We start from the raw sequence: 15470 nt of genomic DNA on the forward strand, positions 1-15470 counted from the left end.
CAAGCTATTAAAACGCTAAATGAACAATTACCCTCTGGTGCCTTTCAAACAGCCACAGTAGACAGAGGCAAAGAGTTCGCTTGTTATCGTACCATTGAACAAGATACCGACATCAAAGTGTATTTTGCGGATCCTTATTCATCTTGGCAACGTGGTAGTAATGAGAATGCGAATGGGCTTTTAAGAGAGTTCTTCCCTAAGCAAACGGATTTAGCCAACGTTTCCAATGATGAGTTAGAAGGAGCTCTATCTTTAATTAACAATAGACCAAGAAAATGCTTGAATTGGAAAACTACACACGAAGCGTTTCAGGAAGAACTGTTGCACTTAATTTGACAAAAGGTCAAATTAAAAAATAGTGCCGATCATAAACGGATACTTTTGCAAAGTGATCAGCACTCATATCTACTTACTCACTAATAACCCTTTCTTTAATACTCTCCAAAGGAAATTTCAACAAAACTGGATTTCTATAGGTCAATGCTTTTTTATTGAATTCTATTACATTCCCTTTCCTCAATGTTTGGGTATTCTTCTGTGTGCTCGTCTCTAGGAAAGAATTATGAGCAAATGGTGTAGCACTATATAACCCTATCAAAATCAAATAGAACTTCTGTTTAAAAAGTTTAAACCTTTACTCAAATGCTAATTCTCCCATCATTTCACCCATTCGCAAGTCTAGTGCCTAATACAAATTAGTCCAAATTAACCAAACCTATATAAGCTTTAGAATATATCCATAGCATAGATTTAAGAGGTTTCACTAGTACCTATGTTCGATACCAACCAAATTAAATAGACAGAAGGTAAATAATCATAGAGTCTTAGTAGGGACTTTCTTTATAGAACCTTTACTAGCGCTTCATCGCAAATTAACATTCTTATAGTATCGTGTTAATTGTAAGAAAAACGATAAAGGAGCTGGTAGATTTGTTTAAAAAAATTGGAGCAGTGGCACTTAGTACATGTTTGGTCTTATCTGCAATGAGTATTCCAGTATTTGCTGATAAGCCTGATTTCGCTGGAAAAGGAAATGGTAACGGAAAAGGCGGAAAAAAAGTTGAAAATGTGATTTACATGATTCCTGATGGATTTAGCGCAGACTATGCAGCGAATTACCGTGTCTACAAGGGAGAAGATGCTGTATGGGATGCACACTTAAAAGGAATGTTTACCACTTACTCTGCTAATGCTGATATCACTGACTCTGCAGCTGCTGGAACAGCATTGGCTACTGGAGTAAAAACAAACAATGGTGTCATTGGCCTTGATCCAGAAGGAAATGAATTATCAACGATTCTAGATGCAGCAGAAGAAGATGGAAAATCATCTGGATTAGTTGCTACATCTACTATTACACATGCAACACCTGCTTCTTTTGTGGCAAATGTAGAAGACCGTAATAATCAAACAGAAATTGCAAGACAGTATATTTCCAGTGAAGTAGATGTTCTACTTGGTGGTGGACAGAACATGTTCTTACCAGAAGCAGAAGGTGGTAACCAAGAGGAATTAAATCTAATTGAGGAAGCAAGCGAAGCTGGTTTTACTTATGCACAAACGAGAGAGGAATTACTAGATAGCACAGATATTGAAGTAGAGGATGGAGAGAAATTACTTGGTCTATTTGCAGAGGAGGCACTTGCTCCCGAATTACATCGTGATGAATCAGTAGAGCCTAGTTTAGCAGAAATGACAGAAACTTCTATTGACATTTTAAGTGAAGATAAGGACGGATTCTTCCTTATGGTGGAAGGAAGCCAGATTGATTGGGCTGGACATGCGAATGATGCGGCATGGGCAATGTCTGATGTAGCGGCATTTGAAAGAGCGGTAGAAGCAGCTATGGAATTTGCCAAAAAAGATGGTAAAACGATGGTGATAGTAGCTGGTGATCATGATACTGGCGGTATGACAACAGGAACTGGTGCTGTCTCTGGCTTACATGCTGATATTTTAAATGACGTGACAGCTACTGGAGATTTCATGGCTGCTCAATTAGACGAAGGTCGCTCGAACGTAAAAGAAGTTGTCGAGGAACACACGAATCTGACGTTAACAGAAGAAGAAGTGCAATCCATTCAGGCAGCTGATAGTGCACCCTTTGCGATCAATACAGTAGTGAGTAATCATGCTGGTATTGGGTGGACAAGCACAAATCACACTGGTGCAGATATTTCTATATATGCGTATGGACCACAAGCAGATAAATTTGTCGGTTTCCATGATAATACAGATCTTCCAAAGATTTTAGCGGAAATTTTGCGAGTGGATTTTGATAACTAGTGCATTGAATCTGATGAAGAGCTTACTGTTGAGGTAGGCTCTTCCTTTTTGCTTTTTAGAATTATAGCATCGATTATTATAATATGTTCAGAATTCGACTGTGCTGTCTAAACAAGTCATAAAGGAGGTTACTAACATCAAGCATCCATTGGAAAAAGGTACAAGCTAGGAGTATAGGAATCTATTTGGGAGTCTTAAATGATTGAACGATAGTACATCAAGTGTAGGAGGGAAAAAAAGTTGATACCTAAATATTTCTTATAAGTAGTTTTATTAAATGACAATGTTGATGAAATTTCTATGTAAAGGCGCGAACATCACTCGATTACCTCAAATGCTGGAGGAGATTGGATTGTCTGAGGCGAGTGTTTCCAAAAAAGGGTTGGGTTATATGGCTATTTCTTTATAGGAGGACCCTAATGTTTATGTTTATCCGATACATCATATCAAGAAAAAGTTGGATTTTTTATTTCTTACTCGGTGTGACCAATACGTTGATTATACTTAACGAAGGTATCAAGGTGAATTCAGGTTCCATTCTATATTTAAATGCCGTTTATTTCATAACGTTTCTTTTCTTTTTTTTATGGTGCTACAAGAAAGAAACGAAATTTACTGCATCACTTGACTCATTGCGTAAAGAACTACCTACTGTTGAAAATGTTAGTGAAAAAAATGTAACTTTTTGCATTATTTCTAATAAGTATAAATAGATATATAGATTTATTTTCACTTATGGTTTTTAAGAAACAAAGACCGTTAAATGAATTATTTAATTTAACCGCTTCGAGTTTAAATTTATTTGTTGGACCGCTTTTCCCATTCTTCTCTAAGAATTCCCATTTTAATAGCATCAAAATACTCCCCATTTACAACTCTTGCTTTTCTTATTCGTGCTTCTTCTTTCATTCCTAACTTTTCAGCAATCTTTATCATTCTTATATTTCCTGACCAAGTTGACATACCTAACCTAATAAACTCAGTAGAATTAAATAGAAAGTCAATCCATAACTTATATGCTTCAGAGCCATAACCACCGTTCCAAAAATTTTTATCATAAATTACTATACCTGTTTCAACCCAATTTGAATTTTTGTCTATCCAATATACGGTAACGTATCCAATTAATTTCCCTTTTGCATATATAATTAGAGCATCTGGTACATTTGAGATAATTGTATTATCATTCAACCAATTATTTCTATATTCCTCCTTTGATATTTTAATTTCATTAATATAAGGACCATTCCATTTTTTTGCTTCTTGTTTTTCTTCTTCAATTTTCAAAAATAAAGTTCATCAATATCTTCTTTTAGTTCCACTTGTACACCCTTTAAATTTCTCATAATAATTTAATTCATCCCTTTGTATTTGTCGTAATTCTAACACATTATTTCATTTGAAATTTTTAAGTAAATGACTAAGGTTTTAAAATGATTGTTTATTTTAGAAAATTGATAGTAAAAATCTTACCTAAAATTATTAAACTATCATGCTTCAAATGCATTTGACATAAGAATCTTTATTTATTAAATTTTACCTAAATGGTAACAATTTTTAAAATGTTAGTTATTATCATTATTTTAAAAAGGAGGCTACATGAAATTGTCTGTAAATCGACCGACAAAAAAACCTGTACGTATGGTAGTTAAATACGGAGGTAAGTAAGCTTATATGAATGGTAGATAGATATCTACCTACCATTCATATATTTTGTTCTATATTTTTCGATAAAAAAAATATAGTCTAATTACAAAGTAATTATAAATTGACGAGGTGAATTTAATGGCTAAAAAGAAATATACAGGTATTTGATTTTTCTTATATTAGCACAAATGGAATTGGTCAAATTATTACAGAATTTGATGAATTATTACTAGATGTAAAACAAAAGAAATTTATTTTTCCAAATAACGAATTTAGTGATGAGTCGAATGATAGCATTCTATCACTGACTGATAATCAATCATCAGACAAGCAACTGAGATTTCTTGAAAATACTAGAGCGCTTGAGCTACTATTACAACTTATCTCTGAATTCTACGAGCAGAAGAGTTTAATCATCACGTTAAATTTAGAGTTTAGTCAATGGAACAGAATATTTGTAGACTCTAGATTGACCGCTGCATTGGTGGATCGACTGATTCACCATGCCCATATTATCTCTTATCAAGGAGAGAGTTACCACTTAACAAATGCATTATCTAAAAGGAAATAAAGAGAAGTATTACGGGTGACAAACCTCTGCACTTTTCTATTGCAAAATACAAAAGAGATGTTTCTTAGCATAACCTAATCCTTTGTTGATTAGGCAACACTTATTATATTAGACAAAGTTTTACCGTATCTTACAAAAATGTAATATCTATTTAATAAAATTCGATGGTTACGACCTCCATTATTTTTTACAATAAAATCAATAGTTGTTAGAAATAAAGGAGCGATGATATATGATAAAGATTTTCAATATAATTATTTGCATTATTGAGGTACTTGTAGATGGTAAGCGGGTAGTAATCGAATTAAATGACCAAATGAGTTAAAATGCAATAAACTATTAGTTTAGAGGGGAGTCTTACTTCTCTCCCATTACATAAATAAGCTGAGAAGGGATAATATCCATGAAAAAAATCATGATAGTTGAGGATAATGATAAACTCCGTATACCTTTAGCTAAACATATAGAAAAATTCGGGTACGAAGTAATTACTTTAGAACAATTCAATGATATCTTAGGCAAATTTCTTGAGAAAGAACCTGATTTAGTATTACTAGATATAAATTTACCATCATTTGACGGCTTTTATTGGTGCAGACAGATTCGCCAACGTTCTACATGCCCGATTATCTTTATATCTGCACGAGAGGGTACAATGGATCAAATTATGGCCCTAGAAAACGGAGGGGATGACTACATTACAAAACCTTTTGAATATGATATGGTAATTGCTAAAGTCAAGAGTCATCTAAGACGATCATATGGCGAATATGCACCCAGTCAAGGTGAGCGGATGATTAATTTTCATGGTTTAACATTTTTACCAGAGCGAATGGAACTTCGATTTCAATTGAAGTCAACAGAGGTTTCAAAAAAGGAATCATTATTATTAGAAGTATTATTAGAACGTGGAGAAAAGATAACAAGTAGAGATCGTTTAATTGAAAAAATGTGGAATACGGATATGTTTATTGATGAAAATACGTTAAACGTTTATATCACACGGGTAAGGAAAAGACTTTCTGATATTGGAATCAAAGATGCTATTGAAACAGTTCGTGGGGCAGGTTATAGGATGAGATGTACATGGGAGGAAGTAGAATGAAGTTATTTCTTCGTTCACATTTGTCCCTTATTTTTGTTACCACCATACAGGGAATATTTGTATGTGTTTACTACTGGTTTTTAGGATTTCAAGAATTGGATCATTTGTTTTATGTCTTTATGATTCAAGTAATAACTATAGGAATTTATCTAATTTATCGATGGATACAGGATATAAAACTTTACCGATGGTTACAAAAGTCTAATGATGACGAATTATATGTAACACAATTGGGAAAAAGCGTACTAGCTGAATCCATTTATGAAAGGCAATCTGTACTCACCGAACTATATGAAAATAATCTGCAACAGGTTAAGAAAGATTTAAATGAAAGAGTAACATTTACAAATCAATGGGTACATCAAATGAAAACGCCCTTATCTGTCATCCATTTAATGATTCAAGATAATGATGAAGCGTTATTTCAGGCAATTCGAAAAGAGTTATATCGATTAGAAGATGGATTAAAAACTGTGCTATACTCATCACGACTATCTATGTTTGAAAAAGACTATTCTATTGAAAAGATCCCTCTTCAAAACTTTATGAATGAAATTATAATGGAAAATAAAAGATTGTTTATTCAATACAAAATTTTCCCTAGAAAGTACTTCCCAAAAGATAAATTGTGCGTGTATTCTGATAAGAAGTGGCTGCAATTTGTTATAGGTCAAATTATTTCAAACGCCGTTAAATATTCCGCTAACAAAAGTGATACATTAAATATCAAAATTGAGAAACAAGAAGAGTGCATCTTATTAGAAATTAAAGACTTCGGTGTTGGAATTCCTTCACAAGATATCAGAAGGGTTTTTGAACCTTATTTTACAGGAGTAAATGGTAGATTGTATCACGAGTCAACGGGAATGGGGCTTTATTTAGTAAAAGAAATTATGGGTAAGCTCCAGCATGAAATAGAACTACAATCAGAAATAGGACAAAGTACAACCTTTAAAATATATTTTAAGGAATATGTTTCATCGAATAAACACTAGCATAAAGGGAAATGAAAGAGTCGTTTTTAAAATGGACAATATATCCGGCTAAAAACATACAAAATCGTCGCCATAAATTTCGACAAACTTCATAATTAGTTTGAATCCTAAGAGGAGGAGCCTTACCCAACTAATGAAGGGGTAAGGTTCTTTTATAAATGTTCACCAGAAAACTCGTTACTTTAGTGATGAGATGAATGGTGAACGGTTTTGACAGACCATTTGTTCTAGTATATAATAATAAATAAGGAACGTATGTTTGTGTTTGTTGGGTGCTACTTTAAAAGAAGAGGTGAAGAATATGTACCGTACGCAACAAATCCGCATTAAAAAAGGGCATCGACTCTATCCATATTGTGATCAACTCACGTTTTTAGCGAAAAATCTGTACAATGCCACCAACTTTCACATCCGTCAAATTTTTACCGCCTTTGGTGAAGGAAAAAACCTTCAACCACAACAACGAGAAGTTTTCGACCTCATCGACCAACACCTTCCACAAATGAATGCCATCAAAAGAAAAACGGTAGAAAAGAAACGGCAAAAAGAATTAAAAAAGCCCGTGGACGAGCGCCAAGATATCCAAGATGCTGTGTTATTTGAGTATCCATCTGCCCAACACAAATGGCCCTCTTATGCCTTTTTAGACAGCTTATTTAAAGTGTCGGAGAATGCGGATTACTTAGCATTACCCGGTCAAGTCAACCAACAAGTCATGAGACTGGTGTTTCAAAACTGGAGGGCTTATTTTGCCAGCCTGAAAGATTACCAAGTCCATCCACACAAATATACCGGAAGACCAAAAATCCCTAAGTATGCCCCGAAGAATAGAAGAATCGCTTGTATCTTTTCCAATCAGGTATGTAAGGTGAAGGATGACAAATACCTCCGGTTTCCTCAAACGAGAGAAAGACTGAATATCGGAAAGTTAGGTCTTAAGGGGCCCTTACAACAAGTAAGAATGATTCCGACCTATGGCGAATATACGATCGAATTGGTGATCAGGAAAGAGGAAGAGAACGAGCTTGTAGAACTGGAAGAACAACATGTCATGGGTATCGACCTCGGTGTGGATTGTTTGGCAACCATTGTCGATAATACAGGTTCCCAACCTGTTATTATCAAGGGCCAAACAGTAAAAAGTATCAATCAATATTATAACAAACAACGTGCCCATTATTACCGTGTTTTACGACAAGGAAAGGGACCAAAAGAAGGTTCCTACCAAAGTAAACAATTACAGCGACTCGACCAAAAACGTTTCTTTAAGTTAAAAGATGCCTTCCATAAAGCAAGTTTTCATATCGTTCAGTTAGCACTGGCACGCAAAGTCAGCACGATTGTCATCGGGATGAATAAGGGATGGAAGCAGAAAGTAAGCCTTCGTAAGCAGGACAAGCAACATTTTCAAACGCTCCCCCATACGATGCTGATTGGTATGATTGCATACAAAGCGGAAGCGTATGGCATCCACGTTCACCAACAAGAAGAAAGTTACACATCAAAAGCAAGTTTCGTGGACATGGATGAATTGCCCCTCTATGAAAAGGGTGTCCCAGTCAAGGTTAGGTTTAGTGGCTGCAGGATAAAACGAGGGTTATATCGGAGCAAAGAGAACACATGCATCCACGCTGATGTGAATGCAGCGGGAAATATCATCAGAAAAGTAGTCCCTAACGCTTTTGTCGAGGGGATAGAGGGCGTCGTGTCCCGTCCACTAATGTTAAGCATCGTTTGACGTTGATACATTAGAAACTCGTCACTTTAGTGATGAGAGGTTCATGTCTTTTCCTTACTAAAGTGTAAGGTTAATTTAAGGTAATTCTATTTTTGTATTTTTATATTCCTTATATAATACATATACAGTCAAATATGTAGGAGGCAATATAATGGCAGATGTATTACAAGTACAAGATTTAAATAAAATTTATGATGGAAAAGCGATCTTCCAAGCTTTAACAAATATTACGTTTAATGTGGAAAAGGGAGAATTTATTGGTGTAATGGGGCCGTCTGGATCGGGGAAAACAACACTATTAAATCTAATCTCCACAATTGATAGACCGACATCGGGACAGGTCATTGTTAACGGGCAAGAGCCTCATAAATTAAAAAAAGGGAAACTTGCAGAATTTCGAAGGAAAGAACTAGGATTTGTTTTTCAGGACTTTAACTTATTAGACACATTAACATTGGAAGAAAATATTATGCTTCCTTTGACACTAGAAAGAGTAGATTCAGGTGAAATTGACAAGAAAGTACAGGCTATCACTCAAAAGCTAGGTATTGATTCAATCTTAAATAAACGAACATATGAAGTATCAGGCGGTCAGAAACAACGTACTGCAATCGCTAGAGCAATCATTCATCAGCCTTTCTTGTTGTTAGCCGACGAACCAACGGGAAACTTAGATTCTAAATCATCGAAAGACGTGATGCAGACTTTACAAATGATTAACGAAAAAGATAAAACAACGATGCTAATGGTTACCCATGATCCATCTGCTGCTAGCTATTGTGATCGAGTTATTTTCATTAAAGATGGTAAATTGTACAACGAAGTATATAAAGGAACGAATCAAAAGGTATTTTTCCAACAGATTTTAGATGTTCTATCAATGCTAGGGGGAGATCCGGATGACCTTTCCACAGTTCGCTTATAAAAATATAACGCGTAATTTGCGGGCATATCTAGCCTTTTATTTAAGCAGTTCGTTCGCTGTTATGATTTTCTTTATGTTTGCGATGTTCATCTTTCATCCTGCATTAGAAACAGGTTATATGAATAACATTGCCAAAAAAGGCATGGTATTTGCAGAATGGGTCATTTTTGTATTTTCAATCTTATTTGTCCTTTATTCTGTAAGTGCCTTTTTAAAAACACGGAAAAGTGAATTTGGAATTCTTACAATTCAAGGGGCATCACCTAAACAACTTCGCCTATTAATCACATTGGAGAATGTATTCATCGGTCTTGCTTCTATCGTTACAGGAATCATTGGTGGAACAGTGCTTGCTAAACTGTTCTTTACTGCAGGGTCATATATAGTCGAAATGGAACCACTTGAACTTTATTTCCCCTTGAAAGCACTAGGAATAACAATTGGGGTATTTCTACCTCTGTTTGTGCTTATTTCTCAATTTACACTCTTTATTATCCATTCAGAAGAAGTAGTTTCTTTACTGAAGGGGTCGGTCAAACCAAAAAGAGAACCAAAGTCTTCTATACCTTTTTCTATACTAGGAATGATGTTCTTAGGTGGAGGGTTTGGCTTGGCTTTATTTGCAGGTATTGATATTGGTAGTGCAGTTATTATTACTGTTTGTACAGTAATAGGGACCTACTTGTTTTATAGCCAGTTAAGTGTCTGGGTACTGAAACTGTTGAAACGAAATAAGAAATTTTATAGAAAAGGTACAAACCTACTTTGGATTTCTGATTTAATGTATCGAGTCAAAGATAATGCTCGTTTATTTTTCATCGTAAGTATTGTTTCTGCTGTTGCCTTTACGGCAACAGGGACTTTAGCCACTTATAAATCAATGTTTACCACTGAAGATTCATTATATGAAATGGAGTTTCTATCCTATTCTAGTAACAAGGATGAAAATGAACAACTGACATATATTCAACAACAGTTTGAACAAAAAAATATAGATTACGAGCAATCTAAATTTAAAGTGATTGAAACTGGTCAAGGATCATCGAATTATCCTGTTTTAGTTCTTTCATACAAAGATGGGATTAAGATATTACCTGAATTAAAAACTTCTAAACTTGAGGAAGGAAAAGGGGTTTACTTTGGGCAAACAGAACGAGAAGGATATACAGTACTCCAAGATAATACGACAGACTTACAATTAAATAACCAACAAATGTCGATAAAGTTGCAATCAATTGAACAGCCACTCCTTTCTCTTCATGATGTGTTAGTTGTTGATGAAAATACCTTTAATCTATTGAAGCAAGGTAATGAGTTAGTAACCTTTTATGCTTTTCAATTTGCTAATTCAAAAGAGAACTTAGATATAAGTCAAAAGATACATGATCATATCGTTGGTGAAACATATAACCCAGATGCTAGGTACTCTTCAAAGGCCATCGAATATTATCAGACTGTTCAATTACCAAGTTTAAGTCTGTTTATTGGTTTATTTATTGGCATCATCTTTTTCTTGGCTGCTGGGAGTTTCTTGTATTTCAGGTTGTTTACGGATTTATATGAGGAAAGAAAAAAATATAAATCACTAGCTAAAATCGGATTGAGTGAAAAGGAAATGGTTAAAAACGCAAACATTCAAATGGCAATACTCTTTTTCCTACCATTTTTGTTGGCTATTGTTGAAACAGGTTTCGCCTTACAGGTGTTACAAAGGGAGGGAGGATTTTCTAACGTATTTCAATCAGGAGTTATTACCATTTTAGGATTCTTGGGATTACAGCTTCTATACTTTATTGTCATTCGTTCTAGTTACATCAAAAATTTAAAAGAATATGTATATCGCTAATTAAAAATTAAGGGAGAGATAAATATTGAAAAAAGTAGTGAAAATAACTGTAGGAATTGTACTTGCTTTAGTTGTCATATTAGTTGGTTTTTTTACGCTTGTTCCAGAAGTAGAAAGAGATCTTATCAACCCTTTTGTACCTAAAGAAGAGGTATATGTACAAATCAATGAAGAACCCATTGATGCTCGCAGATATGAATATACTTTAATTGGCTATACTGAAGACGATGATAAAAAGGAAGTAACATTTAGTTCAACAAGAGTATTAAAAGAAAATGCCTTTTTAATAGTTACTACAAAAGGGTCTTATGTAGAAAAGTGGGAAGAAATACAGGTTGAAGAACTACCAGATAGAGTAAAAGAACAGTTAAACAGTGATTGACCAAATAGATTTGCCACCATCTGTTTAAAGTTCGAAATTATAAGTTTGAGTATCTGAAATGAGTAAAAGAATATTTTGTAACTATATTAAGAGAAAATAACCATCCCAATAATTAAGATGATGGAGAGGTTATATGTTTAAATTAGATAAACAAAATAGAAATCCAAAATACGAGCAGTTAACCGAAAAAATAAAAGTGAAAATTTTAAGTAATATGATTAGCCCGAATACTGTACAAAGATCATACTATGAACTTGAAAATCAAGGATATTTATATTCTATAAAAGGAAAAGGTTATTATGTCGCATCTATTAATGTTTTTTCTAGTGAGGTGCTGATCGGTTTTAGTACAGTAGTTGTCATGATTGCCGGGCTACTTGGTCGACCATATGTTGGACTTGGAGCAGGAGTTATTACGGGTATATACCTTGCATTTATGGGTGGAGAGGCTTGGATTACCTCTCCAAACAAGAAGATTATGTTTATCATGATACATGAATGTAAAAAGCTATACAAACAGTCCTGACTTTAATCTTTTGGTAATACAATCCGTTGATACATTTTGACGGTTAACCAATAGTATAGTCCATAAATAACGAGAAATAGGCTAATCGGAATCCATAACTTTGTATATGGTTCAATCAAGATAAAGGAGAACATTTCCATCCCGATAAGTACGTGGACAAGTCCGATTAAACCTGGAAAAAGGAAAACAAGAAATAATTCTTTGTAAATCGATATTTTCAGTTTTGCCTGACGTACGCCTATTTTTCTAAGCATCTGATAGCGTTCAATATCTGCTGTCGCACTGGATAGTAGTTTGAACATGAGTACACTCGCCATCATCATTAAGAAAGCAACACCAAGAAACAATCCCATGAAAATTGTACCATTTGCCAAACTTTTTAATGAGGTATAACTTTCGTATTTACTACCAATCATTGTAGGATCTTCACCTGTATAATCAATCGCTAATTGGTGATGTCGTTCATCTATTTTTGCCAATGTATCTGTATAATCTGTAAAATTGTCAACTTTTCCAATTAACACAGTTTGGGTTGATGCGTTGATTTCTTCAAATTTTTCCTGATCCAGTATATATAACGTGCGATCACCAAATAGGTAGAAATTTGCCATTAATTCGGTTCGTAATGCTGTTTGCCATTGTTCAGGTATACTTTCGGCATCATCCGTTTCCTCATCGGTGTAAACAGGAGCTGTTAAATCGTCTGTTAAACGTACTTCTTTAGACAACTCCTCCAGGTTACCTCCAATCTCTTTGATAACGGGGGGATTCGCTTGTAAATCATGTTTGGAAAAATAAACACCATCATCTGTCACCCTATAGGAATATAGATTACGTTCCTCAAGTTCCCAATTCTTCATTTCTGCTAATTCATCCTCTGTCGGCTGGTGTACTTTGATATCGTAGCCGTGCATCAACGAGGAATGAATTTCTGTATTATGATAAAAGGATAAACCTGCTGTCATCGCTCCTAATCCTAATGCAATTAACATCGTAACTGTACCGAGTACTTTCGTTAATTGACTGACACGGAAATTAAGCTGTGCATAGGTAAAGGAGTTAAGTCCTTTCTCATTTATTGATCGAATCGCTTTGATTCTTTTAATGAGAAAAGGTAACATCGCCATAAAGAAAAAGTATGTTCCTGGTGTGACGGTTGCTGCAGCGATTAAAACACCAAGATGTGCGAGGTCACCCATATTGATCATAGCAACATAGCCCACAGTAATTAGAACGATAGCAATTAATGTTCCTAAAAAGGTTTTCCAGCCTTTGATTGTTTTCGTATCTGCTTTTTGATCTGCATGTAACAGTTCCAGTACCGATTTACGTGCTACTCTTATTGCATTGACAATAGCTGTTAAAAGAAATAGAACGAAATAAAAAAGGATTGTTGTCACAAGTGAAGACGGATAAAAGGCTTCGAATCCTTCCCCTGAGAAATCCAGTCTTGACATTAACAGTCGTGCAATTCCTTCTGAGAGACCTACTCCAAATACGAGACCAATAATTAAAGAGAAAATACCGATTATCAACGTTTCCAGAAACATCATTTGGGTAACCTTACCTTTTTTTGCTCCTAAGGTCATATACATACCAAGTTCCTTTTGACGGAGGGACAAAATAAAAGATGTTGCATAGAAAATATAAAAGATGGTGACAAGCGCTAAAATAAAGGTCCCAACATGAAAAACAAACACAATGGAACTTATTAGAGCATTGGCTTCCAGAAAGGCTTGATTCTGAGCCAATGTTTCAAACATATAGAAGATCGCAATCGATATCGTTAAACCGAATAATAATACAAGATAATCCTTCCACATTTTTTTCATACTACTAGATAGTAATTTTACTAACATGCTCTTTCACTCCTTTCTTTATAACGAATGAATGCTTGTCAATTCGGCAAGCACATTGAGAATTTGTTGGTGGAAGTGTTGTTTATCACCAGTTTTTTTGATTTCCTTGTATAGATTGCCGTCCTGTATAAATAAGATTCGTTCACAATAACTAGCACTTAATGGATCATGTGTTACGAGCATAATTGACACATCATGAAATTGATTTAATTGTTCCATTGTTCTCATCAAACTGTGTGCATTTTTTGAATCGAGTGCACCAGTTGGCTCATCTGCGAGGATGATTGCTGGTTCATGGACTAAGGCTCTTGCTGCTGCGGCGCGTTGCTTTTGACCACCGGAAATTGTGACCGGATATTTTTGGAGAACTGATTTAATTCCGAGTTTTTCGGCTACTTCTATGACGAGCGGTTTAATTTTTCTGGAGCTGACTCCTTGTAAAGAAAGAGGAAGAGCGATATTTTCATAAACGGTTAAGTTTTCCAGCAGATTAAAATCTTGAAAGATAAATCCTAATTGCTCGGAACGAAAATCAGCTAATTCGTTTTGTTTCATATCGGTAATATCTTGACCGGCAATTTCTATTTTCCCGGATGTTGCTTTATCTAAAGTAGATACTACATTTAGCAACGTTGTCTTACCTGCACCTGATGGCCCCATAATACCTACAAATTCACCTTCCTCAATGGTAAAGGAAACATTATCGAGCGCTTTAAATTGATTTTCAGATTTTTTACCAAATACTTTTTGTGCGTTTGCAACGTTCACTACAGGTTTAGTCATGTTTCATACCTCCATTATTGTTTTGCTACGTATAGTGTAAAACGAAGCATGAAAACTAGCTATCGATCTTTCTTTCATTTGTCTTACATTTTTGTAAGGTTGATAGTGAAATTTGTTTAATATAAAGGGAGAGTAATGAGAAGAAAGTGCAGCAATTATAAAAAGCATGAATCTAATGACATTAGATTCATGCTTTAAGGTGTTCAACAAAAGAATGGAGCGATTGAACAGCTGTTATGTTTTGATTGCAAGTAACAGGATCTTTGCATATATAGTTCCCTTTCTTCGTATACATCCTTTTTCTCACCGGGACCATAGTGGTAAAGAGAAATGAAAGTATTTGATTATGTTGATTCAAACGTCGAGGCTTTACAGAAAATGTTTGAAAAGCGGCTGAAGGGATATAAAAATATTGGTTATCTAAGTAGAAATAGATTGGTGAGAATTAGAACTACCTTTAACTAATATTTGATTAGGATTTTTTAAAAAGGTATATTCAGAGCAATGAAGTTATTCATAATTAAATTATATGTTTTACTGAGAGAGGTGAAGAAAATGTTCGAACATATTAATCAGATGAAGGAAGCTCTAGATGACAATAGACCGTTACCTAAATATACAGTAAAAAGCTTACACGAAAAGCTACTACTCGAATGGACATATAACACAAATGCAATTGAAGGAAACACATTAACGATCAACGAAACTAAGTTAGTCCTAGAAGGAATTACTGTTGGTGGCAAAACGCTACGTGAACACTTGGAGGTTATTAATCATTCATTTTGTAGAGGAGATTGTGCAAAAGGA

Annotated in this window: 13 protein-coding genes and 2 pseudogenes; 12 read left to right on the plus strand and 3 right to left on the minus strand. The window is 34.7% G+C overall.

Translation table 11 applies throughout. The features are described 5' to 3' along the window. The 3 genes from BUC25_RS13855 to BUC25_RS13865 form a co-directional block, all read left to right on the plus strand. Nucleotides 1-336: IS30 family transposase (locus BUC25_RS13855; RefSeq protein WP_139251822.1), on the plus strand; the 336-nt coding region annotated here is incomplete at its 5' end. Between the two features lie 594 nt (nt 337-930). Beyond that, entirely contained in the window at nt 931-2286 is a 1356-nt protein-coding gene (locus tag BUC25_RS13860; protein WP_073202498.1) for an alkaline phosphatase, read from the plus strand. 419 nt (nt 2287-2705) lie between these two features. Next, nucleotides 2706-2999 (plus strand): hypothetical protein, encoded by a 294-nt coding sequence (locus BUC25_RS13865; RefSeq protein WP_073202499.1) that lies wholly within the window; start codon nt 2706-2708, stop codon nt 2997-2999. An 85-nt stretch (nt 3000-3084) separates the two neighbouring features. Here the strand turns inward: BUC25_RS13865 and BUC25_RS13870 are convergent, their stop codons facing one another. Then, nucleotides 3085-3573 carry a GNAT family N-acetyltransferase gene (locus tag BUC25_RS13870; protein ID WP_342039399.1) on the minus strand — a complete coding sequence of 163 codons (489 nt, stop codon included), beginning with the start codon at nt 3571-3573 and terminating at the stop codon, nt 3085-3087. A 724-nt stretch (nt 3574-4297) separates the two neighbouring features. On the opposite strand from BUC25_RS13870, the pseudogene BUC25_RS13875 reads away from it, so the two are divergent. The 8 genes and pseudogenes from BUC25_RS13875 to BUC25_RS13910 form a co-directional block, all read left to right on the plus strand. Then, nucleotides 4298-4504, plus strand: a pseudogene (locus tag BUC25_RS13875) (ATP-binding protein); the annotation flags it as partial. 403 nt (nt 4505-4907) lie between these two features. Next, nucleotides 4908-5609 carry a response regulator transcription factor gene (locus BUC25_RS13880; RefSeq protein ID WP_073202500.1) on the plus strand — a complete coding sequence of 234 codons (702 nt, stop codon included), beginning with the start codon at nt 4908-4910 and terminating at the stop codon, nt 5607-5609. Then, entirely contained in the window at nt 5606-6604 is a 999-nt protein-coding gene (locus BUC25_RS13885; protein ID WP_073202501.1) for a sensor histidine kinase, read from the plus strand. Before BUC25_RS13880 ends, BUC25_RS13885 begins: the two co-directional genes overlap by 4 nt. Nucleotides 6605-6905: 301 nt before the next feature. Next, nucleotides 6906-8342 (plus strand): RNA-guided endonuclease InsQ/TnpB family protein, encoded by a 1437-nt coding sequence (locus BUC25_RS13890; RefSeq protein WP_073202502.1) that lies wholly within the window; start codon nt 6906-6908, stop codon nt 8340-8342. A 151-nt stretch (nt 8343-8493) separates the two neighbouring features. Beyond that, entirely contained in the window at nt 8494-9267 is a 774-nt protein-coding gene (locus BUC25_RS13895; RefSeq protein WP_073202503.1) for an ABC transporter ATP-binding protein, read from the plus strand. Continuing rightward, a complete protein-coding gene (locus tag BUC25_RS13900) occupies nt 9242-11113 on the plus strand; it encodes an ABC transporter permease (RefSeq protein WP_073202504.1) in 1872 nt (623 codons plus the stop codon). Before BUC25_RS13895 ends, BUC25_RS13900 begins: the two co-directional genes overlap by 26 nt. Nucleotides 11114-11138: 25 nt before the next feature. After that, complete coding sequence (locus tag BUC25_RS13905; protein ID WP_170862708.1) at nt 11139-11495, plus strand: YxeA family protein; 357 nt, start codon at nt 11139-11141, stop codon at nt 11493-11495. 133 nt (nt 11496-11628) lie between these two features. Then, nucleotides 11629-12021 carry a LytS/YhcK type 5TM receptor domain-containing protein gene (locus tag BUC25_RS13910; RefSeq protein ID WP_073202505.1) on the plus strand — a complete coding sequence of 131 codons (393 nt, stop codon included), beginning with the start codon at nt 11629-11631 and terminating at the stop codon, nt 12019-12021. A 2-nt stretch (nt 12022-12023) separates the two neighbouring features. On the opposite strand, the gene BUC25_RS13915 is transcribed toward BUC25_RS13910, so the two are convergent. Next, a complete protein-coding gene (locus BUC25_RS13915; RefSeq protein ID WP_073202506.1) occupies nt 12024-13880 on the minus strand; it encodes an ABC transporter permease in 1857 nt (618 codons plus the stop codon). An 18-nt stretch (nt 13881-13898) separates the two neighbouring features. Further along, a complete protein-coding gene (locus BUC25_RS13920) occupies nt 13899-14663 on the minus strand; it encodes an ABC transporter ATP-binding protein (protein WP_073202507.1) in 765 nt (254 codons plus the stop codon). Nucleotides 14664-15218: 555 nt separating this feature from the next. On the opposite strand from BUC25_RS13920, the pseudogene BUC25_RS19600 reads away from it, so the two are divergent. Further along, nucleotides 15219-15470, plus strand: a pseudogene (locus tag BUC25_RS19600) (Fic family protein); the annotation flags it as partial.

It is taken from the genome of Gracilibacillus kekensis, assembly GCF_900143085.1.
GTDB lineage: Bacteria > Bacillota > Bacilli > Bacillales > Amphibacillaceae > Gracilibacillus > Gracilibacillus kekensis.